Source organism: Propioniciclava sp. LT294 (assembly GCF_059516005.1).
The window spans coordinates 282,152-301,777 of record NZ_JCAKNG010000002.1 but is presented as its reverse complement, the minus strand read 5'-3'; the positions used below and the strand labels follow the sequence as shown (position 1 = coordinate 301,777).

At 69.9% G+C, this 19,626-nt stretch carries 25 protein-coding genes and 1 riboswitch; of the genes, 21 read left to right on the top strand and 4 right to left on the bottom strand.

Annotated features, from left to right (window positions below):
- Positions 1–33: 33 nt before the first annotated feature.
- Entirely contained in the window at positions 34–630 is a 597-nt protein-coding gene (gene thpR, locus AC5YDA_RS04025; RefSeq protein ID WP_496188639.1) for an RNA 2',3'-cyclic phosphodiesterase, read from the bottom strand.
- 192 nt (positions 631–822) lie between these two features.
- Between thpR and AC5YDA_RS04020 the strand changes: the two genes are divergently transcribed.
- From AC5YDA_RS04020 to AC5YDA_RS04005, 4 genes are all read left to right on the top strand, one after another.
- Entirely contained in the window at positions 823–2,133 is a 1,311-nt protein-coding gene (locus tag AC5YDA_RS04020) for an ABC transporter substrate-binding protein (RefSeq protein WP_496188640.1), read from the top strand.
- A 120-nt stretch (positions 2,134–2,253) separates the two neighbouring features.
- Positions 2,254–3,135 (top strand): carbohydrate ABC transporter permease, encoded by an 882-nt coding sequence (locus tag AC5YDA_RS04015; protein WP_496188813.1) that lies wholly within the window; start codon positions 2,254–2,256, stop codon positions 3,133–3,135.
- Positions 3,132–4,031, top strand: a complete 900-nt coding sequence (locus AC5YDA_RS04010; protein ID WP_496188641.1) for a carbohydrate ABC transporter permease — start codon at positions 3,132–3,134, stop codon at positions 4,029–4,031. The genes AC5YDA_RS04015 and AC5YDA_RS04010 overlap by 4 nt, the downstream gene beginning before the upstream one ends.
- 39 nt (positions 4,032–4,070) lie before the next feature.
- The gene (locus AC5YDA_RS04005; RefSeq protein ID WP_496188642.1) at positions 4,071–4,535 is read left to right on the top strand and encodes a GatB/YqeY domain-containing protein; all 465 of its coding nucleotides are present in this window, start codon (positions 4,071–4,073) and stop codon (positions 4,533–4,535) included.
- Between the two features lie 72 nt (positions 4,536–4,607).
- Here the strand turns inward: AC5YDA_RS04005 and AC5YDA_RS04000 are convergent, their stop codons facing one another.
- Both AC5YDA_RS04000 and AC5YDA_RS03995 read right to left on the bottom strand, forming a co-directional pair.
- Positions 4,608–4,748 carry a hypothetical protein gene (locus tag AC5YDA_RS04000; protein WP_496188643.1) on the bottom strand — a complete coding sequence of 47 codons (141 nt, stop codon included), beginning with the start codon at positions 4,746–4,748 and terminating at the stop codon, positions 4,608–4,610.
- Between the two features lie 178 nt (positions 4,749–4,926).
- Positions 4,927–5,853 carry a Gfo/Idh/MocA family protein gene (locus AC5YDA_RS03995; RefSeq protein ID WP_496188644.1) on the bottom strand — a complete coding sequence of 309 codons (927 nt, stop codon included), beginning with the start codon at positions 5,851–5,853 and terminating at the stop codon, positions 4,927–4,929.
- Positions 5,854–5,944: 91 nt separating this feature from the next.
- On the opposite strand from AC5YDA_RS03995, the gene AC5YDA_RS03990 reads away from it, so the two are divergent.
- Entirely contained in the window at positions 5,945–6,499 is a 555-nt protein-coding gene (locus AC5YDA_RS03990; RefSeq protein ID WP_496188645.1) for a dihydrofolate reductase family protein, read from the top strand.
- Positions 6,500–6,593: 94 nt separating this feature from the next.
- The gene (locus AC5YDA_RS03985; protein ID WP_496188646.1) at positions 6,594–7,109 is read left to right on the top strand and encodes a thermonuclease family protein; all 516 of its coding nucleotides are present in this window, start codon (positions 6,594–6,596) and stop codon (positions 7,107–7,109) included.
- Positions 7,110–7,236: 127 nt separating this feature from the next.
- Here AC5YDA_RS03985 and thiD read toward each other — a convergent pair whose 3' ends face one another.
- A complete protein-coding gene (gene thiD, locus AC5YDA_RS03980; protein WP_496188647.1) occupies positions 7,237–8,142 on the bottom strand; it encodes a bifunctional hydroxymethylpyrimidine kinase/phosphomethylpyrimidine kinase in 906 nt (301 codons plus the stop codon).
- Between the two features lie 65 nt (positions 8,143–8,207).
- Positions 8,208–8,314, top strand: a riboswitch (TPP riboswitch).
- Here thiD and thiC point away from each other — a divergent pair.
- The 15 genes from thiC to AC5YDA_RS03905 all read left to right on the top strand — a co-directional run bounded on the left by thiC (position 8,309) and on the right by AC5YDA_RS03905 (position 19,562).
- A complete protein-coding gene (gene thiC, locus AC5YDA_RS03975; protein WP_496192822.1) occupies positions 8,309–10,021 on the top strand; it encodes a phosphomethylpyrimidine synthase ThiC in 1,713 nt (570 codons plus the stop codon). (Overlaps the previous riboswitch by 6 nt.)
- Entirely contained in the window at positions 10,018–11,358 is a 1,341-nt protein-coding gene (locus AC5YDA_RS03970; RefSeq protein WP_496188648.1) for an MFS transporter, read from the top strand. Before thiC ends, AC5YDA_RS03970 begins: the two co-directional genes overlap by 4 nt.
- Positions 11,355–12,158, top strand: coding sequence for a hydroxyethylthiazole kinase (thiM, locus tag AC5YDA_RS03965; protein ID WP_496188649.1), 804 nt, complete (start codon positions 11,355–11,357; stop codon positions 12,156–12,158). The genes AC5YDA_RS03970 and thiM overlap by 4 nt, the downstream gene beginning before the upstream one ends.
- Positions 12,155–12,832 carry a thiamine phosphate synthase gene (locus AC5YDA_RS03960; protein ID WP_496188650.1) on the top strand — a complete coding sequence of 226 codons (678 nt, stop codon included), beginning with the start codon at positions 12,155–12,157 and terminating at the stop codon, positions 12,830–12,832. Before thiM ends, AC5YDA_RS03960 begins: the two co-directional genes overlap by 4 nt.
- Before the next feature lie 308 nt (positions 12,833–13,140).
- Positions 13,141–14,319, top strand: a complete 1,179-nt coding sequence (locus tag AC5YDA_RS03955; protein ID WP_496192768.1) for a tyrosine-type recombinase/integrase — start codon at positions 13,141–13,143, stop codon at positions 14,317–14,319.
- 266 nt (positions 14,320–14,585) lie between these two features.
- Positions 14,586–14,834 (top strand): helix-turn-helix domain-containing protein, encoded by a 249-nt coding sequence (locus AC5YDA_RS03950; RefSeq protein WP_496192767.1) that lies wholly within the window; start codon positions 14,586–14,588, stop codon positions 14,832–14,834.
- A gap of 5 nt (positions 14,835–14,839) precedes the next feature.
- Entirely contained in the window at positions 14,840–15,118 is a 279-nt protein-coding gene (locus AC5YDA_RS03945; RefSeq protein ID WP_496192766.1) for a hypothetical protein, read from the top strand.
- Positions 15,115–15,462, top strand: coding sequence for a DUF6011 domain-containing protein (locus AC5YDA_RS03940; RefSeq protein WP_496192765.1), 348 nt, complete (start codon positions 15,115–15,117; stop codon positions 15,460–15,462). Before AC5YDA_RS03945 ends, AC5YDA_RS03940 begins: the two co-directional genes overlap by 4 nt.
- Entirely contained in the window at positions 15,459–17,450 is a 1,992-nt protein-coding gene (locus AC5YDA_RS03935) for an AAA family ATPase (RefSeq protein ID WP_496192764.1), read from the top strand. The genes AC5YDA_RS03940 and AC5YDA_RS03935 overlap by 4 nt, the downstream gene beginning before the upstream one ends.
- Entirely contained in the window at positions 17,447–17,704 is a 258-nt protein-coding gene (locus tag AC5YDA_RS03930; protein WP_496192763.1) for a hypothetical protein, read from the top strand. Before AC5YDA_RS03935 ends, AC5YDA_RS03930 begins: the two co-directional genes overlap by 4 nt.
- Positions 17,701–17,871 carry a hypothetical protein gene (locus AC5YDA_RS03925; protein WP_496192762.1) on the top strand — a complete coding sequence of 57 codons (171 nt, stop codon included), beginning with the start codon at positions 17,701–17,703 and terminating at the stop codon, positions 17,869–17,871. The genes AC5YDA_RS03930 and AC5YDA_RS03925 overlap by 4 nt, the downstream gene beginning before the upstream one ends.
- Positions 17,868–18,224 (top strand): hypothetical protein, encoded by a 357-nt coding sequence (locus AC5YDA_RS03920; protein WP_496192761.1) that lies wholly within the window; start codon positions 17,868–17,870, stop codon positions 18,222–18,224. Before AC5YDA_RS03925 ends, AC5YDA_RS03920 begins: the two co-directional genes overlap by 4 nt.
- Before the next feature lie 2 nt (positions 18,225–18,226).
- Positions 18,227–18,598, top strand: a complete 372-nt coding sequence (locus AC5YDA_RS03915; RefSeq protein WP_496192760.1) for a hypothetical protein — start codon at positions 18,227–18,229, stop codon at positions 18,596–18,598.
- Positions 18,595–18,798, top strand: coding sequence for a hypothetical protein (locus AC5YDA_RS03910; RefSeq protein ID WP_496192759.1), 204 nt, complete (start codon positions 18,595–18,597; stop codon positions 18,796–18,798). The genes AC5YDA_RS03915 and AC5YDA_RS03910 overlap by 4 nt, the downstream gene beginning before the upstream one ends.
- A gap of 2 nt (positions 18,799–18,800) precedes the next feature.
- Positions 18,801–19,562, top strand: a complete 762-nt coding sequence (locus AC5YDA_RS03905) for a hypothetical protein (RefSeq protein ID WP_496192758.1) — start codon at positions 18,801–18,803, stop codon at positions 19,560–19,562.
- Positions 19,563–19,626: the final 64 nt, after the last annotated feature.

The window sequence follows — 19,626 nt, the reverse complement described above, 5'->3', positions numbered from 1 at the left end:
TGGTCCTTCGTCTCGGCGCTGCGTTGCCCCACCCTAGTTCCGTGACAGCGGGGCCGGCGGGTCGATCTCGGTGCTCGAACCGAGCATCCAGCGTCCCACCACCTCGTAGCGGTTGCCCCGGTCGTGCAGGTGCGAGTGGACGAGCACCAACTCCGTGGCCTCCCAGCCGTCGGCCTCGAACGCGTCGAGCACGCGGACGACGCGCGTCGTGTCGATCGCGCGGTTGGCCCGGGCCAGGGTCAGGTGGGGCACGAAGCGTGCACCGTCGACGCGGATGCCCGCGCGCGTCGCCGCGTGGCGGCAGCGCCCGGCCAGTGCCGTGAGCTCCTGCCCCCCTTCCGGGACGCCCAACCACAGGACCTTCGTCTCCAGCGGCCACGGGAACGCTCCGCCGCCACCCAGCCGGAGCCGGAACGCCGGCGTCCGTGCTGCGACTTGCGCCAGGTTCTCGGTGAGGCGCTCCAGGGAGGGGTCCGGGACGTCCGCCATGAAGGCGGTCGTCAGGTGCCAACCCTCCGGACGGGTCCAACGCAGGCGCGCCTCGGCCGGACGCCGTGGCGTGAGGAAGTCGTCGAGTTCCTCGACCAGACTCGCGGGGGGCAGGATCGCGGTGAACATGCGAGCACCCATGGCGTCACGCTACACAACCGTGGTGCGCGCCGGCCTGAACGGGCCCGCCGGCCCCTCCGCCCCCCACAGCGACGTGTTTGATCGCATCGTGAACGAACTGTAACCGGTTTGCTTGAGAAAGCGTCTGTTTGTTTGAGAACATGAAGCGTGGAGGACATGTTTGTGTCCGTCCCACCGAACGAGGAGGTTTGGATGCGATTCAAGACAGCCATCGCGGTCGGCCTGGCCGGCATGCTGGCACTGGCGGGATGCTCCGCTCAGGCGCCCTCTGCCACCGCCCCCGCCACGGGTGCCCCGGCGGGGACTGCGGCGGCCGGTGGGTCCGGGGGCGCCGGCGGCGACGTGGGTGTTTTCACCTGGTGGGCCGAGGGCTCCGAGAAGCTGGGTCTGGCCGAGTTCGAGAAGCTCTTCAAGGAGAAGTACCCCAAGGACAAGTTCGTCAACCTCGCCGTCGCGGGTGGGGCCGGCTCGAACGCCAAGGCGAAGCTCGCCGCCGACCTTCAGAACAACAACCCGCCCGACTCGTTCCAGGGCCACGCGGGTGCCGAACTGTTCGACTACATCAGCGCCGGCCAGCTCGAGCCCGTCAATGACGTCATCGACGGCCTGGGTGGTGCCAAGGTCTTCCCCCAGAGCCTCCTGGACCTGCTCACCGTGGATGGAAAGATCTACTCGGTTCCCTCCAACGTCCACCGCTCCAACGTCGTGTGGTCGAACCCGGCGGTCCTGGCGAAGGCCTCGATCAGCAAGGAGGCCCCGGCGGACCTCGACGCATGGCTCGCCGACATGCAGAAGCTGAAGGATGCCGGCGTGGCGACCCCGCTGGCCGTGGGCACCGCTCCGTGGACCCAGCTGCACCTGTTCGAGAGCGTCCTGCTCTCGGAGCTGGGCACCGACGGCTACAACGCCCTGTTCACCACCGGTGACTGGTCCGACGCCAAGGTCGCCTCGGCCGTGTCGAAGTACGGCAAGCTCCTCTCCTTCGCCAACACCGGTGGAGCCGACGACTGGCCGCAGGCCACCGACATGGTCATCGACGGCAAGGCCGCCTACAACGTGATGGGCGACTGGGCGGTGGCGCAGTTCGCCGAGAAGGGCAAGAAGGAGGGGACGGACTACCTCTACTGGCCGACCCCGGGCACGAACGGCACCTTCCTGTTCCTCGCCGACTCCTTCACCCTGCCCAAGGGAGCCAAGAACCCCGGCGGCGCCAAGGACTGGCTGAACCTCGTCGGCTCCGCGGACGGCCAGAAGGCGTTCAACCTCGCCAAGGGTTCGATCCCCGCACGCACGGACGTCGCTGCGACCGACTTCCCGCCCTACCAGCAGTCGGCGATGGCGTCGTTCAAGGGAGACAAGATCGCCAGCTCGATCGCCCACGGCGCGGCGACGCAGATGGCCTGGAGCGCGGACATCACGACGGCCCTCAGCAAGTACGTCTCCGACAAGGACCAAGCTGCCTTCGTCAAGAGCCTGGCCGACGCGGCGGGCAAGTACCGCTGACGCACAGCAGCGGCATGGCCTGATCGACAATCGGGGAGGCGCCGGGGCCGACGCTCCGGCGCCTCCCCCGTACGACACGGAGGAGACCTACCCGTGGTGAAGAAGTGGCAGGGGTTGCTGATGGTGGCGCCCTCGATCGTGCTCGTGATCGTCTTCGTGTATGGCCTGATCGGGCAGAACATCGCGACGTCCCTGGAGCGGGTGACGACCAAGACGTTCTCCGGCAACGAGCGGGTCGTCAGCGAAGGCGGCATCGCCAACTACCAGTTGTTGCTGGCTGATGAGCGGTACCAGCACGCCCTGTGGAACCTGCTGGTCCTGACCGTGGTGTTCGTCGGCGGCACGATGATCTTCGGCGTTCTGTGGGCGCTCCTGCTCGAGAAGGGCGTCCGCGGGGAGGGCTTCTTCCGGTCGGTCTACCTGTTCCCCATGGCGGTGTCGTTCATCGCTTCGGGCACGGTGTGGAAGTGGCTGCTCTCCCCCGGCATCGGCGACCATGAGGCGATCGGCCTGAACCGCCTGTTCCTGCTGGTCGGCCTCCCGGAACTCCAGAGCCGTTGGTGGTCCGACCCCGGCCCCTTCAACATGGCCGCGATGGCCATGCCGGCCGTCTGGCAGCTGTCCGGTTACGTGATGGCGTTGTTCCTGGCCGGCTTCCGTGGCATCTCGCTGGACCAGCGTGAGGCTGCGCGCGTCGACGGCGCCTCCGAGTGGCAGGTCTACCGCCACGTCCTGTTCCCGCAGCTCTCCCCCATCGCGCTGTCGGCGCTCATCATCATCGGCCACATGTCGATGAAGACCTTCGACCTGATCTACGCGATCGCCGGCCAGAACAACTACGTCGCGGACGTGCCCGCCACGCTCATGTGGGTGCAGCTCTTCCAGCAGCGCAACGCGCCGACGGCTGCGGCCAACGCGACCATCCTGCTGCTGATCGTGGCGGTGGTCGTCGTGCCCTACCTGATCTACACCAACCGCACCGAGAGGGTGGCCAAGCGATGACGACCGCCCTTCCCACGCTGGAGCCCACGGCGACCGTGGTCCTCCCGCGCCGCAAGCAGTCCACGCCCGGTCAGGTGACCTGGCGAAGCATCCGCATGGCCCTGCTGATCACCTTCGTGGCAGCCGTCCTCATGCCCATCTACGTCGTGCTGGTGACGAGCTTCAAGTCGCCTGCCGACTTCTCCGTGGCCGGCGCGTGGGACATCCCGACCCGCCTGAGCTTCGAAGGCTGGAAGGCCGCCTGGGATGCCCTCGCCCCCGCCGTCGGGCGCTCCCTCGCGCTCGGTGTCGCCGCGGCCGGCATCTCCTCGTTCCTCGGTGCCATGAACGGGTTCGTGTTCTCCAAGTGGAAGTTCCCGGGTGCCGACCTCCTGTTCACGATGTTCCTGTTCGGCATGTTCATTCCGTACCAGGCGGTGATGATCCCGCTGCAGCAGTTGATGATCGCCCTGAACGATTCGATGCCGGTCCTGACCGGCATTCCCACTCTGGTGATCGCCCACGTCATCTACGGCATCCCGATCTGCACGCTGATCTTCCGCAACTACTACGCCACGGCGGTGCCCGACGAGATCCTCGAGGCGGCCCGTGTCGACGGTGCCGGCATGTGGCGCATCTTCACGTCGATCGTGCTGCCCGTGTCTGCGCCCGCCTTCGTCGTGACCCTCATCTGGCAGTTCACCAGCGCATGGAACGACTTCCTCTTCGCCCTGTTCCTGACCGACCGCAACACCGGTCCCGTGACGTATGCACTGCAGGAGCTGGCGTCCGCCCAGAACCCCGACTACTCCCGCATGATGGCCGGAGTTCTCGTGGCATCCCTGCCGACGCTGCTGGTCTACATCTTCCTGGGGCGCTACTTCGTGAGCGGCCTGATGAGCGGTTCCGTGAAGTAGCACGTGTGGGATGATGCAGCCCGACGAAAGGACTACCCGATGACGCTCGAGCAGACGCTGCACACCGACATGGTCGCTGCCATGAAGGCCCGTGACCCAGAGCTGGTGACCACCCTGCGCATGGCGATCGGGGCCCTGAAGAACGAGAAGGTCGCCGGAAAGGAAGCTCGCGAGCTCTCCGAGACCGAGGAGATCGCCGTCCTGCAACGGGAGGTGCGCACGCGCAGGGACTCCGCGCAGGCCTACACCGACGGCAACCGCCCGGAGCTCGCGGCCAAGGAGTTGGCGGAGGCCGACATCCTGGGGCGCTACCTGCCCACCATGTTGTCCGACGACGAGTTGGACGCCATCGTGGCCGAGGAGGTCACCGCCGCCGCGGCGTCCACCGGGGAGAAGCCGACGATGCGCCAGATGGGGGCCCTCATCAAGGCCGTCAACGGTCGCGTCGCGGGTCGCGCGGAGGGAGCCGCCGTGGCGGCCAAGGTCAAGGCCGCCCTCGCCTGAGCGGGAGGACGGCACCGAACGGAAACGCCGCCCGCCCAGGACAATCTGGGCGAGCGGCGTCGAAGGTCGTGCTCAGGCGGCCAGGGCGAGCACGCTCACGCTCTGGGCACACCACGAGCAGTACGCCGACACCTCCCCGCTGCGGACGGCCAGCGTGTGGCCGCAAGACAGGTTCGCCTCCGAAAGGCGCCAGCGCGCCGTGTGATCTCTCATGTGTTTCTCCTTGCAGTTGTCCGGCCGCGGCGCATGAGGCTGCCAGCAGCACGGCTTTTCTTGGTTCGAATCTCGTAGCGCGAGGTTGCGCCGGCGAGCGATCAGGGCCTGCGGACCGTTCCGCACCCGAATTGCATTAGTCTACACGACTACTATCTGGGTTGCCAGTCCGTGACAATCACGCCGTCCAGCCGCCCAGGATCGCGTCGGACAATTCGGCGGTCTGCAGGGCGGTGCGTCCGGTGCTGGGGCATTCCGCCACCCCGCGCAACTCGTCGAGGATGGTGGCGACGAGGGGCCCGTGCACGTGGGGCGGGTCCGACACCTCGACGGACCGGGAGCCGTCCGCCGTGACCAGGCGGATCGGGCTGGGTGCGAACGTCGCGAAACTCAGCACCCCGCGTGTCCCGGCCACGACCGTCTCGTCGAGTGCGTCCGGTGAACCGAACGCCCAGGAACCCGTGGCCAGGACATCCCCGAAGCGCCAGGTGGCGGCGACGGCGTGGTCACCGCCCGAGGTGGCGCCCGCGGCGTCCGATGAAGGACCCAACAGCCAGTGCAGGATGTCGAGCGCGTGGCAGGCCGTCTCGAAGAACTCGCCGCCGCGGTTGAGTGCCGGGTCCCAGCGCCAGCCGTCCACCAGGGTCGGCTTGCGCCACGTGGTGTGGACGGTGAGGGGCTGCCCCACCTCGGCCAGCAACGCGCGCACCTGCGCGAAGCGCGGGAGCGCGCGACGGTAGTAGGCCACCCAGAGCCGGACGCCGTGCGCGTCGGCCGCCTCGACCATGGCGCGTCCCTCCTGGGCCGACATGGCCATGGGCTTCTCCACCAGCACGTGTTTTCCTGCTTCGGCCGCCGCCATGACGTACTCGGCGTGGTGGGCGGTCGGGGTGGCGATGTAGACGGCCGTCACGTCGGGATCCTCGATGACCGCCCGTGCATCGGTTGACCAGCGGCGCACGCCGTGGCGGGCGGCGAAGTCCTCGGCCCGGGCGCCGTCGCGGCGCATCACGTGGACCACGTCGGAGTCGTCGGCACGGAACACGCTCGGCGCCGCCTTCACCTCGGTCACGTCTCCGACACCGATGATCCCCCATCCCGTCATGGGGCGATCCTTCCAGATCGCCAGCGCGCCTGTGTCCTGAAAGCCACGCCATCATGGACGCCCACTGAGGCCGTCGGTCACCATGGCAGGCATGGACGCCAGCCCCGCACGCACGCGCTACTACACGGCCAGCAGCGTGGACGGGTTCCTCGCCACGACGGACCACTCGCTCGACTGGCTGCTCAGCCGCACGATCGACCAGGACGGCCCCTACGGGTACCAGCCCTTCATCCGCGAGATCGGGGCACTCGCCATGGGGGCGTCGACGTACCAGTGGATCATGGACCACAACGCCTCCACCGGAGAGCCGTGGGCCTACGACATCCCGGCGTGGGTCTTCACCCACCGCACGCTGACGCCGCCACCCGCAGGCGCCGACGTGCGCTTCACCCACGCGCCCGTTCCGGACGTGCACGCGGCCATGGTCCAGGAGGCCGCAGCGCGCGATGTCTGGCTCATGGGCGGCGGGGACCTGGTCGGCCAGTTCGCCGACCATGGGCTGCTCGACGAGGTGATCGTCAGCTATGCCCCCGTCACGCTCGGGGCGGGGGCTCCCCTGCTGCCACGCCGGCTGGAGCTCCGCCTCACCGACACCGCTCGCAACGGCGACTTCGTGTGCGCCCGGTTCGACGTCGCGCGAGGATGAACGAGCGTCCCGAAGGGCCCGGGCCCCTCGCGTTGGCTCGAGCGCACGGGCACGCAGGGCGACAGCCGAGCCTGCCAGACTCTCCGTTGTGTGGATGCGTGCGTTGATCACCGTCGCGGCGATGGTGGGGCTGGCCGGTTGTACGTGGCCGGGCGCGGACCCGTCGAGCGTCACGGCGGTGGCCGAAACGGTGCAGGTGACCTCGGTGTCGGACGGAGACACCTTCACCGCGGTCACCGCGGATGGCGAACGGGTCCGGATCCGGCTGCTCGGTATCGACGCCCCCGAAACGGCCCGCGATGGCCAGCCGGCCGAGTGCGGCGCGAAGCAGGCGGCCGACGAGCTGCGCAGCCTCATCGCTGGACGCTCGGTGACCGTGACCAGCGACCCCGTGGGGGACGAGGTCGATCGCTTCGGGCGGCGGCTCGCCTACGTCACCGTCGACGGCCGGGACGTCGCCCTCGCCCTCACCCATGCAGGCATGGCCGAGGCCTGGTACCCAGCCAGCGCACCCGAACCCACCCGGTACGGCGACTACCGGAAAGCCGAGCGAACCGCCCGCGCGGCCAACACCGGCCTCTGGGCGACGTGCGCAACGGTGGGCCGCTGACGCTGCCCCCAGCCACCGGGGATCCCTGCCGTGATCAGGACGCCATCTGCTCGCGACAAGCGGGAAGGGTGATCGTTGGTGATCGAGTCCCGTCCCAACGGCCGCAGATCGCTCCTGGGGCTCGCTCTCAGCCCAGTTCCCTTCGAAGGGGCCGTCCATGAGTTCCCTGGTCGGGGGGCCAGGTGTGGCGGGTCTCGGTGATGGTCGGCGTGACGAGGTGGTCGACCGGTCCGTGTCCCACGTCAGGTTGCCGGCTGAGCCGCCAGTTGGCGGCGCCACGCAACGCCGCCTGCAGGTAGGCCCGTCCCTGCTCGACACTGGCGATCCCGATGCCTGACGCGGGGACCTCGCCGAACACGGCCGCGGACGCCGCAATGGCAGACGAGAGTGTGCAGCCGGTTCCATGGGTGTTGCGGGTCGCGATGCGAGGAGCCCTCAGCTCGACAATCGCCCCGGGTCGAGCGAACACGTCCAGAACCGTGTCACCATCCATGTGGCCACCCTTGACCAGCACGGAGCGCGCCCCGGCCGCCACGAGCGCCGCGGCCTGATCGACCGCTTCGTCCTCGTCGGCTGCCGCCGCTCGTCCGAGAAGCGCTGCAGCTTCGGGCAGGTTCGGCGTGACAAGGTCTGCCCAGGGGATCAGGTGATCCCGAACGAGCGCCACAGCATCCTCGGCGAGCAGCCGGTCGCCGGATGTGGCGAGCATCACGGGATCCAGGACGAGGATCCCGAACTCGCTACGCCGGGCGACGATGAGGTCGGTGATCGCGGCGACCGTGTCAGCGTCTGAGAGCATTCCGACCTTGGTCGCGGCGACGTGGAAGTCGTCGAGCACTGCGGCCACCTGGTCGACGACGAGGTCCGAGGGCACCGGATGCGCTCGTCGTACTCCCTGGGTGTTCTGGACGGTGAGCCCCGAGACGGCCGCACAGCCGTAGACGCCGAATGCGGAGAAGGTCTTGAGGTCGGCTTGGATCCCGGCCCCTCCGCTGGGATCCGAGCCCGCGATGCTGAGACAGACAGGGCGCATGCGCGTCATCCTGCCACCCCATTCGCGGAGTGAGTCGCCTTCGGGAGCAAAACGTGCTTGGATGTGGCACATCCCACGGGTGCCCGAGCACGGGCTGAGATCAGGCTGACGCTGCCTGGACCGTCGAACCTGCCTGGGTAATACCGGCGAAGGAAGAGAGATGTCGATGGAGAACCATCCGCAGCACCATGCCGTCCTGCTCACCGACGGGGACCTGTCCGTCCCGGTCACCGCCGTGAGACTGGCGGACTCACCCGGGGGCCGCCCCAACGAGGATGTCCTGTGCTACAGGACACGCGGTCCGGGCGGTGACCCCACCGCCGGGCTTCCCACGCTGCGTCAGGCGTGGATCGACGCCCGCGGAGACACCGAGCCACACACCGCTCGACCCCGCAACCTCGCAGACGACGGGCGCTCGGCTCTGCGGCGTGGCGCGGCCTCGGACAGCTGGACCGGCCGCATCCACCTGCCGGTCCGTGCGATACCGGGGCGCACGGTCACCCAACTGCACTACGCCCGCAAGGGCGTCATCACGCCCGAGATGCGCTATGTGGCGCTTCGCGAGGGGATGCCGGTGGAGCAGGTGCTCACCGAGGTGGCTGCGGGCCGGGCGATCATCCCGGCGAACGTCAACCACCCCGAGTCCGAGCCGATGATCATCGGACGCGCCTTCCTGACCAAGGTGAACGCGAACATCGGCAACTCGGCGGTGACGAGCTCGATCTCCGAGGAGGTCGAGAAGCTGACGTGGGCCACCCAGTGGGGCGCGGACACCGTCATGGACCTCTCGACCGGTGACGACATCCACACCACGCGCGAGTGGATCATTCGCAACTCCCCCGTTCCGATCGGCACCGTGCCCCTTTACCAGGCGCTGGAGAAGGTGGGCGGGCACGCGGAGGACCTCACGTGGGAGGTCTACCGCGACACCGTCATCGAGCAGGCTGAGCAGGGCGTCGACTACATGACCGTGCACGCGGGCGTGCTGCTGCGCTACGTCCCCATGACCGCCGACCGGGTCACGGGGATCGTGAGCCGCGGGGGCTCGATCATGGCGGGCTGGATGCTCGCACACCATCGGGAGTCGTTCCTGTACGAGCATTTCGACGAGTTGTGCGAGATCTTCGCCGCCTACGACATCGCCTTCAGCCTCGGCGACGGCCTGCGTCCGGGCAGCCTCGCCGACGCGAACGACGAAGCTCAGCTGGCAGAACTCCGGACCCTCGCCGAGCTGACCGAGCGAGCGTGGGCCCACGACGTACAGGTCATGGTCGAGGGCCCCGGGCACGTCCCGCTGAACCTGGTCGAGGAGAACGTCCGGCTGGAGCAGGACTGGTGCCACGGGGCTCCGTTCTACACGCTGGGGCCGCTGGTCACCGACATCGCGCCCGGCTACGACCACATCACGTCGGCGATCGGTGCAGCCGTCATCGCCATGCACGGGACGGCCATGCTCTGCTACGTCACACCCAAGGAGCACCTGGGCCTGCCCAACCGGGACGACGTCAAGACGGGCGTCATCACGTACAAGATCGCGGCTCACGCGGCCGACGTCGCCAAGGGCCACCCCGGTGCGCGGGTACGCGACGACGCGCTCAGCAAGGCACGGTTCGAGTTCCGCTGGCACGACCAGTTCGCGCTCTCCCTCGACCCCGAGACCGCAATCGCCTTCCACGACGAGACTCTGCCCGCAGAGCCCGCCAAGACGGCCCACTTCTGTTCGATGTGCGGGCCGAAGTTCTGCTCCATGCGCATCAGCGCTGACATCCGAACCCGGTTCGGCGAGGGGGCTGCAGCGTCCGGGATGGAGGCGAAGTCCCGCGAGTTCCGCGAACACGGCGCGTCGGTCTACCTTCAGGTCACCGAGGTGGAGAGGTGACGGCCACCCAGACGTCGACCACGCGACGGAGCCTGGTCCCCGAGCTCCCCCCGGACGGCCAGGCCGCAGTTAGGGGTGGGATCTGGGGCAACTTCGTCGACATGCTCCACATCTTCCTGCCGGTCATCGCACTGGCGCCGGCCCTACCCGCCCTGGCCGGCCCCCACGCGAATGCGACCACCGCGGCGATCATCATCATGGCGACGCTGGTGGGCCGCCCCCTGGGCGCGATGATCTTCGGGCAGGTCTCGGACCGCATCGGTCGCACCCGGACGACCAAGATAGCGATCGCCGGCACGGCCGCCTCCACGCTGGGCATCGCTCTCATGCCCGACCACCACCTGCTCGGGCCGACCACCATCACGGCCGTGATCGCGCTGCGCTTCCTCGGCGGCGTGTTCCTGGCCGGCGAGTACACGTCAGCCATCCCGCTCGCCATGGAGTGGTCGACACCGCGCCGGCGGGGACTCGTGTCGGGTCGCATCATGTCGATGGCGCCGTGGGCGCAGGGGGCCATCGCGTTCGCGACGCTGGCGCTGCTCGCCGCGCTGGGCCCGCAGGCGTACGGAACCTGGGGCTGGCGCTGCTTGTTCGCAGCGGGTGCGGCAGCGTCGGCGCTGATGCTCGTGTACTACTCACGGCGCGTCGCAGATGCTCCGGTGTTCGTTCGTCGACCACCGGAGCACGCGGCGCGGTCGCGCTTGGCCGACGTCCTTGTCGGGCAGTACGCGCGGGCCTTCTGGCAGGTCTTCGGTCTGATGACGGGCCTGTGGTTCTGCACCAACATGGTCGTGATCGTCGTCGCCTCCCAACTGCCCGGGTTGGGACTCTCCGCGCTGCAGGTCGCTCTGGTCATGGGGGTCGCTTCGGTCGCCCAAGCGCTGGTGATGGGCATCACCGGCCATTTCTCCACTGTCGTCGGCCGCCGTCGGTTCTTCGTCGTCGGTGGTATCACGGCCGCAGTCGGAGGGCCCCTCCTGTGGTGGGCGCTCCTCCTCCGCCCCCCGACGGGGAACGCGGGAGTCACCGCGCTGGCCTTGGCCCTTGTGGTGGTGCCCCTGCTCCAGGTCCTGACGGTGACGCAGTACGGACCGATCGGCGCCTACCTCACGGAACGGTTCCCGACCCACGTGCGCGCCACCGCGTACGGCACGGCGTACTCGCTCTCCATCGTGGCTCCCGCCCTCTACCCGTTCTACCTTCCGGCCCTGATGGAGTGGTGGGGACCCGTGACGCCGGCCTCGTTGCTCGCCCTGGGTGGCGTGCTGGTCGCCGTGTGCGGGGCGGTCGGCCCTGCACTCGCGGGCGACGATCTCGAGGGAGCGCTGTCATCGTGACACGGACCTCCTTCGATCTGGCGCACGTCGTGTCGGAGGTGCGCGACCGCGCTCCCCTGGTCCACTGCATCACCGCCGCGGTCTCGATGAACCTGGTCGCCGACGCCCTCCTGGCGACCGGCGCGCGGCCCATGATGACCGAAACGGCGGCGGAAGCGCCGGCGATGGATGCGGTGGCGGATGCGCTTCTCGTCAACCTCGGGTCGCTGAGCGTTGATGGTGCCGAGGGGATCGTGCCGACGGTCGCCGTGGCTCGCGCCGCTGCCCGGCCGTGGGTGCTCGACCCGGCGGCCGTCGGTGTTGCCCCCGTTCGTACGAGGCTCGCCGCCCGGGTGCTCCCAGATCGTCCGGCCGTGGTGCGAGGCAACGCATCCGAGGTGCTGGCCCTGGCCGGCGCGGGCACAGGCGGGCGCGGCGCCGACGCCACCGACCAAACCGAGACCGCCTTGGACGCGGCTCTCTCCCTGGCACGCGAGCACGGCAGCGTGGTCGCCGTCTCGGGAGCGGTCGACCTCATCACCGACGGCGCCCGTGTCATCCGGGTACGCAACGGGGATCCCCTCCTCACCAAGGTCACGGGGACCGGCTGCTCGCTGGGCGCACTCGTGGCGGCCTGCGCCTCCGTCTGCGACCCCTTGGCTGCGGCGGTCGCGGCGACCGTCTGGCTCGGTGTGGCCGGGGAGCGCGCGGCCGCACGGGCGAGATTTCCCGGATCCTTCCGGGTCGCGATGCTCGACGAACTCGCGGCGCTCTCTCCGACCGACGTCGCGATGGCCGCCCGGCTGGAGGAGACAGCGTGACGCCGGTCGACTATCGCGTCTACGTCGTGACGACCGGCACGGGCCACCGGACGGTCGACACCGCCGCGGCCGCAGCTGCTGCCGGCGCCGGCGTCGTCCAGATCCGGGCCAAAGAGGCCACCACCCGCGAGTTGCTCGCCCTGACCGAGGCGGTGGCTGCCGCATGCTCTGCGGCGAACCCGACCACCCGCGTGCTGGTCGACGACCGCGCCGATGTCGCGTTCGCGGCGCGGGGAGCCGGCTGGGCAGTCCACGGGGTGCACCTGGGCACGGACGACCTCCCCGTGCGGGCCGCTCGCGCACTCCTGGGCCCGGACGCGATCATCGGTCTCACCACGGGCACCCTGGAACTGGTCCGGAGCGCCGGCGCCCTCGCGGATGTGGTCGACTACCTCGGCTCCGGGCCATTCCGCCCCACCCCGACGAAGGCCACCGGACGCCCACCACTCGGCCTCGCGGGCTACCCGCCCCTCGTGGCCGAGACCCCGCTGCCCATCGTCGCCATCGGCGGCGTGCGCGTCTGCGACGTCCCGGCGCTGTCGAGGACCGGCATCGCAGGGGTCGCGATGGTTCGAGAGATCGCCGACGCCCCCGATCCGGCAGCGGTCGTCACCCGGGCCCTTGCTGCCTGGGACGGCCCTCACCCGGGCCCCGCAGGGCGATCGCACCCATAACAGGAGGGGCGCGATGCGGTGCAGACCGATGCACCCAGTACGTGCGTCGTGCCGGATCAGTGAAAGAGCCGCCTCCGGAATCTCTCCGAAGGCGGCTCTCTCACCATCATCCAACGGTCGGGCTGACAGGATTTGAACCTGTCTCCCACACCAAAGGCGAAACGCTGTCTGGTTAGGTGTTCCGGTCTCAACCCTGACTTGGCTAGGCGTTTCGCCCTTCCCCGTCCGTTGACTGGTTGCGACTGACAGTGACTCTAGCGTACACTCCCTACTGTGCACAAGCCGTGCACGGTAACGAAGGGACGCCCATGAATGCCAACGTGGTGCAATTTCGGCCGCGCCCGGAAAGCGAGCCCGAGAAGAAGAAGCGCCGCGCCCGACGCGGTTTCGGGCAAGTGGCCGAAATGCGCTCCGGACGCTTTCAGGCGTCCTACATCGGCCCGGACGGAGGGCGACACCTGGCGCCCGTCACGTTCCCCACCCGCACGGACGCCGGCACCTGGCTGGACATGCGCCACGCCGAGATCGTGGAGCACCGTTGGAAGCCGCCCGCTCCCCCGGTGGAGTCTGTGGAGAAGTTCGAGACCTACGCGCGGTCGTGGCTGGCCCGACGAGAGTTGAAGCCACGGACCCGCGCCGAGTACACCCGCACACTAGAGGCCAAGCTCCTGCCGACGTTCGGACGCCGCACGCTGCGAAGCATCACCGCCGCCGACGTCCGGGAATGGTACGACGCCCTCGACCCCAACCTGAAGACCGCCCGGACGCACGCCTACGCGCTACTGCGGACCATCATGGGCGCGGCCGCGTCCGATGGACTGGTGGACGCCAACCCGGTGCAGATCAGCGGGGCCGGCTCGACCAAGCGCGCCAAGCGCATCCGGCCCGCGACCCTGGCCGAGCTTCGCACCATCACCGAGGCCATGCCGCCCCGGTATCGCGCCATGGTGCTGCTGGCCTCGTGGGGTGCCCTCCGGTTCGGGGAGCTGACCGAGCTACGCCGCCGAGACGTGACGCTACCGGCCGAGGACGACGACGCGCCCGGCATCATCCGGGTTACCCGCGCGGTCACGTGGCCGGACGGGAAGCCGGTAGTAGGCACTCCCAAGAGTGAGGCCGGCGTCCGTGACGTGTACGTTCCCCCGCACATCGTGCCCGCACTGCGCGCGCACCTGCTCGAGCACGCCGCCCCCGGCCCGGATGGGTTGCTGTTCCCGAACACCGAGGGCAATCACATGCACCACGGCAGTCTGTACAAGGTGTTCAAGCCCGCACGGCTGGCCGCTGGACGCCCTGACTTGTCCTGGCATGGGTTGCGCCACACCGGCGCCACCATGGCCGCCCAGCAAGGGGCCACGCTGGCCGAGCTCATGGAACGGCTCGGGCATTCCACTGTGGGAGCCGCGCTGAAGTACCAGCACGCGGCCAGCGATCGGCAGGCCGACCTAGCACGCCGCCTGTCCGCCATGGTGGAGGGCCAGAAGTGAGCGACACGCCGATGGGACGACTCAGGTTGACTGGAATGACACCGGTGTGATTCACTGGCCTCACAACAGAAGACCAGCAAGCTAGCTGCGGTGCTGGGGCGCAAGGGGGAATGCCCCCCATGCGGGCTGCATAGCGTTCCCCGGTGGCAAGGCGTGCGGCGTGACACCCCGGCGGGGTGCCCCGAAACGGGAAGCCGAGCGGCACAGACCTTACAAGATAGGTCCGTGCGCTCGGCTTCGTGTTTCCCGAGAGGACGCACCGCCACATGCCCCGCACCACCACCGAAGCGGCCCACGAGGGCGCCACTGCCTGGGTCCCTCTGTCCATCGCCGCCGAACGGCTCGACCTGCACCCCCGCACCATCCGCCGCGCCATCTCGGCCGGTGAGCTGACGGGCTACAAGTTTGGCAAGGCGCTGCGCGTCCGCCTGGACGAGCTCGACGCCTGGGCCATGAGCAAGGCCATGCCGAATCCGCGCACTCTGCGCCCGGTCAAGGCCGGGGGTGCCCGGTGAGAGCCATGGCGAATACTCACCGGACAGGGGACCGGATCAACACCCCGGATGCATCGGGAGAGCTGCGCCCCGACGAGCTGGAGCGCATCCAAGCCGCGCGTGAGTTGCTGGCCGCGTCCGGCGTCCGGATGAGCCTGCGAAACGCCGTTCGGCAGTACCGGCGCGGCCTCCTCGACCTCGACGCGGCGCCCGTGCTCACGGTGTTGAACCATCGCGGGGAGTCGGTCGCCGTTGACCCCGAGGCCGAGGCCCTGGCGCATCGGATGAGCGGGGGGGCCCGATGACCCTCGACATGCAAAGCGGCCCCCAGAGGGTCACCCTGGAGGCCGAAGCGTTTGCCCGCGCTACGGAGATTGTACCGGACGCCGCCACGACTGAGGAGGCCGCGCGCTGCCTACTCTGCGCCCGTCGCATCACCGCACCCGAGAGCATCGCGCACGGTTTCGGGCCGGTCTGCTGGACCCGGGTAGCGACCCGCCAGCGACACGAGCGGGCCGAGGCGCTGCATGGCCGTCTGTGGGGCCTACTGCGCCGTCTGCCGTCCCTCGACGTGGCCGGGCTGGCCCTGGTCTCTGCCGCCCTCGATGACGCCGTGGACGCCCTCGACGCACTGGGGGTGACGCCATGACGGGACCCGCGTTTGGCCGCATCCTCGACGCCCTGCGCGCCGCCGGTCGCCCAGTCACGATGGACGGGCCGAACCGAGCGCGCTCATCCTGCCCAGCTCACGACGGGGACAACAAGACCGCCCTATCCATCCTCGACACCGCCGACCGCGTCAACCTGCACTGCTTCACGCGCGACTGTGACGGAGCCGACGTGCTGGCCGCCCTCGGGCTGGGCGTCCGGGACCTCTACCACGAGCCACGCGGGGACCGGCTGGCCGCCTACGACTACGGCAACGGCTACCGGGTCGAACGTATGCCCGGGAAGCAGTTCCGACAGACCACGGGCTGGGCTGGGCGTCCGCGTCCCCTGTACCGCGCCGAGCGGATCCCGGACGCCGTGGCAGTCGGCCGCCCGGTCTACCTGGTGGAAGGTGAAGAGGACGTGCACGCCTTGGAGGCAGTCGCCCCGGACGCCGTGGCCGTCACTGCCCCCCAAGGTGCTGGCAACTTCCGTCACGCCGACGTGGAGCCGCTGCGCGGCGCGTCCGTGGTGGCCGTCGTGGACCGGGACGCCGCCGGGGACGGTTGGGCCACAGCGGTCCGCGACGGGCTGGCCGGGGTCGCCGCGTCCGTCGGGTTCGTCCGGGCGGCCGCCGGGAAGGACCTGGGGGACCACCTGACCGCCGGGCTGCCACTTGACGCGCTGGAGCCCTACAGCACCGCCGGGGACGCCGTGGAGGCCCCTACGGCGTCCGGGACCACGTGGACGCGCGTGGACCTCGGGGCGACTGTTGCGGGCCTCGTGGCGGGCACCCTGCACCGCGCTGCGCCCACCGTGGCGCCCATCCGTGGTGGGACCGCCCTGTTCTACCCCGGGAAGGTCAACGGGCTGGCCGGGGAGAGTGGCGCGGGCAAGACATGGACCCTTCTACACGCGGCCGCCGGCATCCTCGAGGACGCTGGCCATGTCGTCTACGTGGACCACGAGGACGACGCCGCCGGCATCGTCGGCCGGTTGCTCGACCTGGGGGTGACCCCGGACGCCGTCCGCGCCCGGTTCGTCTACCTGAACCCTAGCGAGAAGCCCACCGCCAGCGACCTGCAAGCCCTGGCCGGCCTCGTGGCCGAGTTGCGCCCGGTGCTCGTGGTCGTGGACTCCACCGGCGAAGGGCTGGCGCTGGAAGGTGCGAACCCGAACGCCGACGAGGAAGTGGCCGCCTGGTTCCTGCGCGTCCCCCGCCGCCTGTCCCTGGTCACCTACGACGACCAACCCGGCCCGGCCGTCGTGGTGCTCGACCACGTCACCAAGGCCGACGACGGTGGATTGTGGCCCATCGGGTCACAACGCAAGCGCGCGGCCATCTCGGGAGCCCAGTACATGCAACGCCTCGTGAAGCCGTTCGACATGGACACCGCCGGGCACGCCCTGTTGGTGTGCGCCAAGGACCGCCACGGCCACTACCGCGCCGGCCAACGCGTGGCAGAACTGCACGTGACCCCGGGCCCGTCCATCGCCCTGGACACCGTGGAGGACGCCACGGCATCCGGTGGCACCTTCCGCCCGACCGGCTACATGGAGAGGGTGAGCCGGGCACTAGAGGGCTCACCCGACCCCCTGAGCCTCAACGGCGTCCGGGACGCCGTGGGCGGCAAGCGTGAGCACGTCACGCGGGCACTGTCCGCGCTCGTGGCCGACGGATACGTGACCACGGCGGCCGGCCCCCGTGGCGCGACCCTGCACACCCTGGTGCGACCGTTCCGAGAGGGTGACGACCGTTCCCCCGAGGACATGCCCGAAAGCGAGCCCGGAACCACTGTTGACCGTGCCCCGTTCCTAAGGGAGGGGAACGGGGCACAGTCACTTGACCGTGCCCCGGGGAACGGTGGGGGAACGGTGGGGCATGGTCACCACGAGGCCCCCGAACTGTGCCCGTTGCATGGCGACAACGCGCACCCGGACGCCTGCTACACGTGCGCCGAGCTGGCCGGCCGGGGGTGGGACCAGTGACCGCCGCCGACCGCCTGACTGCTGCCCTGCTGGCCACCCTCGAAGCCAACGTGGAGCCGCCGTGCTGCGAAGTTGGCCCCAATCTCTGGCTCTCGGAGGATCACCGCGAGCGCGCCGAGGCCATCGCCCACTGTGACGGGTGCGTGATCTGGGCCGAGTGCCGAGACGCCGCCGAGGTGGCCGGCCTGACCGGTGGCCCGGCCACGTTCGGTGTCTATGCCGGATGGGACTACGCGAAGGGGAAGCGCCCATGAGCGACGACGCACGCCCCATGCTCGACCATCACGCGCGCTGCCGGCGCCGTGGTGCGCCGATCCTGCTGGCCCCGTGGCGGTCCGGCCCGCCCTTGATCGCCTGCCCCGACTGCGGAGCGCGTACCCCCTACACCGACACCCGATCCGAGAAGGAGAGCAACCGATGACCATCCGCCACGAACCCGAGTGCACGACCCGCGACGACTCAACCGTCTACCTCACCGTTGGGTCACGCGGCGACGCCATGCGCCGATGCCGCGACTGTGGACGGTTCGAGCTTGGCGAGGCGCCACGGCCGACCCGAGCCCACACGCCCCGCACGAGGCCCACCGCTCCCGCTGTGACGGTGCCGGACGCCCCCGAGCCCGCCCCGGTGCCCGCCGTCGCGGTCGCCCGCTACCGGTGCCGGGACCACGACAAGCCCGTGAACTGGCGCGGCCGTGGCTGCAAGGAGTGCACGCGGTTCCTGGCCATGACCCCCGCCAAGCGCCGCGAGGCACGACGACGGGCCGAGTCGTGAGCGTGCATCGCATCACAGACGGGGTGCTGCTCACGGGTGGCGCCCTGGACGCCGCCCGCTACTGCGTGGAAGTGGCCCAGCGTGCCCGCGCCCGCAACGGGTTGCCGCCCTCGGTGACCATCGCCCGGTTGGCTGCTGCGCTGGCCCCCACGGGACAGGGGGACGCCCCCGACGATGCCGGGGAGCAGTCTGGTTCTGGGCCAGTTGGTGCCCTTCAGGAAGTGGTGAGCACCCGCGAGGCTGCGGGGCTGCTCGGGTGCTCACCACGCCAAGCCCGCCGGCTGGCCCCCCTGCTGGGCGGTCGCCTGATCGGTGGCCGGCTGGCCCTCGACCGGCAGAGCATCCTCGACCACCTGGAAGGCAAGACAGCATGACCAACGACCAGTACCGGGCCGCCCTCGACCTTGTGGCCGCCCTCGACGACAACGAGATGAAGCAGTTCCTCACCGAGGCGCGCAAGCCCTCCCAACTCACCCGCGACGACGTGCAAGCCCTCGCCCGGGCCGGACGCCACGCCGACATCGAAGCCGCCCGCGAGGCCGGACGCCTCGACAACCTACTGAAGGGAATCTGACCGTGGAGCACCGCCCCGCCATGCGCCTGCTGAGCCTGACCCGACGCACCGGCCGCCCCAACGTGGCGCCGGGGACCATCCTGCCGCCCCGCGACCTGTTCACCGGTCACCCGACGCTGCTGGACGCCTACGACGCCTGGACCAACACCGAGCGCGCCCGCGTCCACCACGAGGCCGAATCCCACCGCCTCGAGCAGCAAGCCGCCCAAGCCGCCACCGCCTACGCCGAGGCCCTCCGCGCCGCCCTGCGGGCCGGGGAGGACGTGGCCACGGTCACCAGCGAGGAGGCCACCCTGAGGGCACAGGCGACCGCCCACCGCGAGTTGGCCACCGAAGCCAAGCGCGAGAGCATCGCCTACGGCTACACGCTCGCCGATGAACTCTTGGCCGTCGCGCCGATGGTGTACCCGCTGATCGAGAAGCAGTTGACCGACGCCGCCGAGAAGATCGGCAAGGCCGTCGCCGCCCTGAGGGATGCCTACAGCACGTGGGCGACCGCCTGGCACCTGCGCCGCACGCTGGGCGCCCTGGTGCTCACCGGCAACGCGCTGGGCGGCTACCGCGCGTCGGTGCCCCTGCCGTTGAACGTCCGCGGCGCCCTGGACGCCCTCGACGCCGAGACCAAGCAGTTGCCCCAGCTCATCGCGGAAGAGGCCTACCTGACCAAGTGGCGGGCCGAGGAGGACGAGCGCGCCGCCGCGAACCTGCGCCGCGCCCAGCAGTCAGCCGCCGAGGTGGCCGCCGCACGAGCTCGCACCGCCTGACCCAATCCCGCCGGACGCCCCGCCTCGACCACGGGGGTGGGGCGTCTGGCGTTCACCGAGGAAG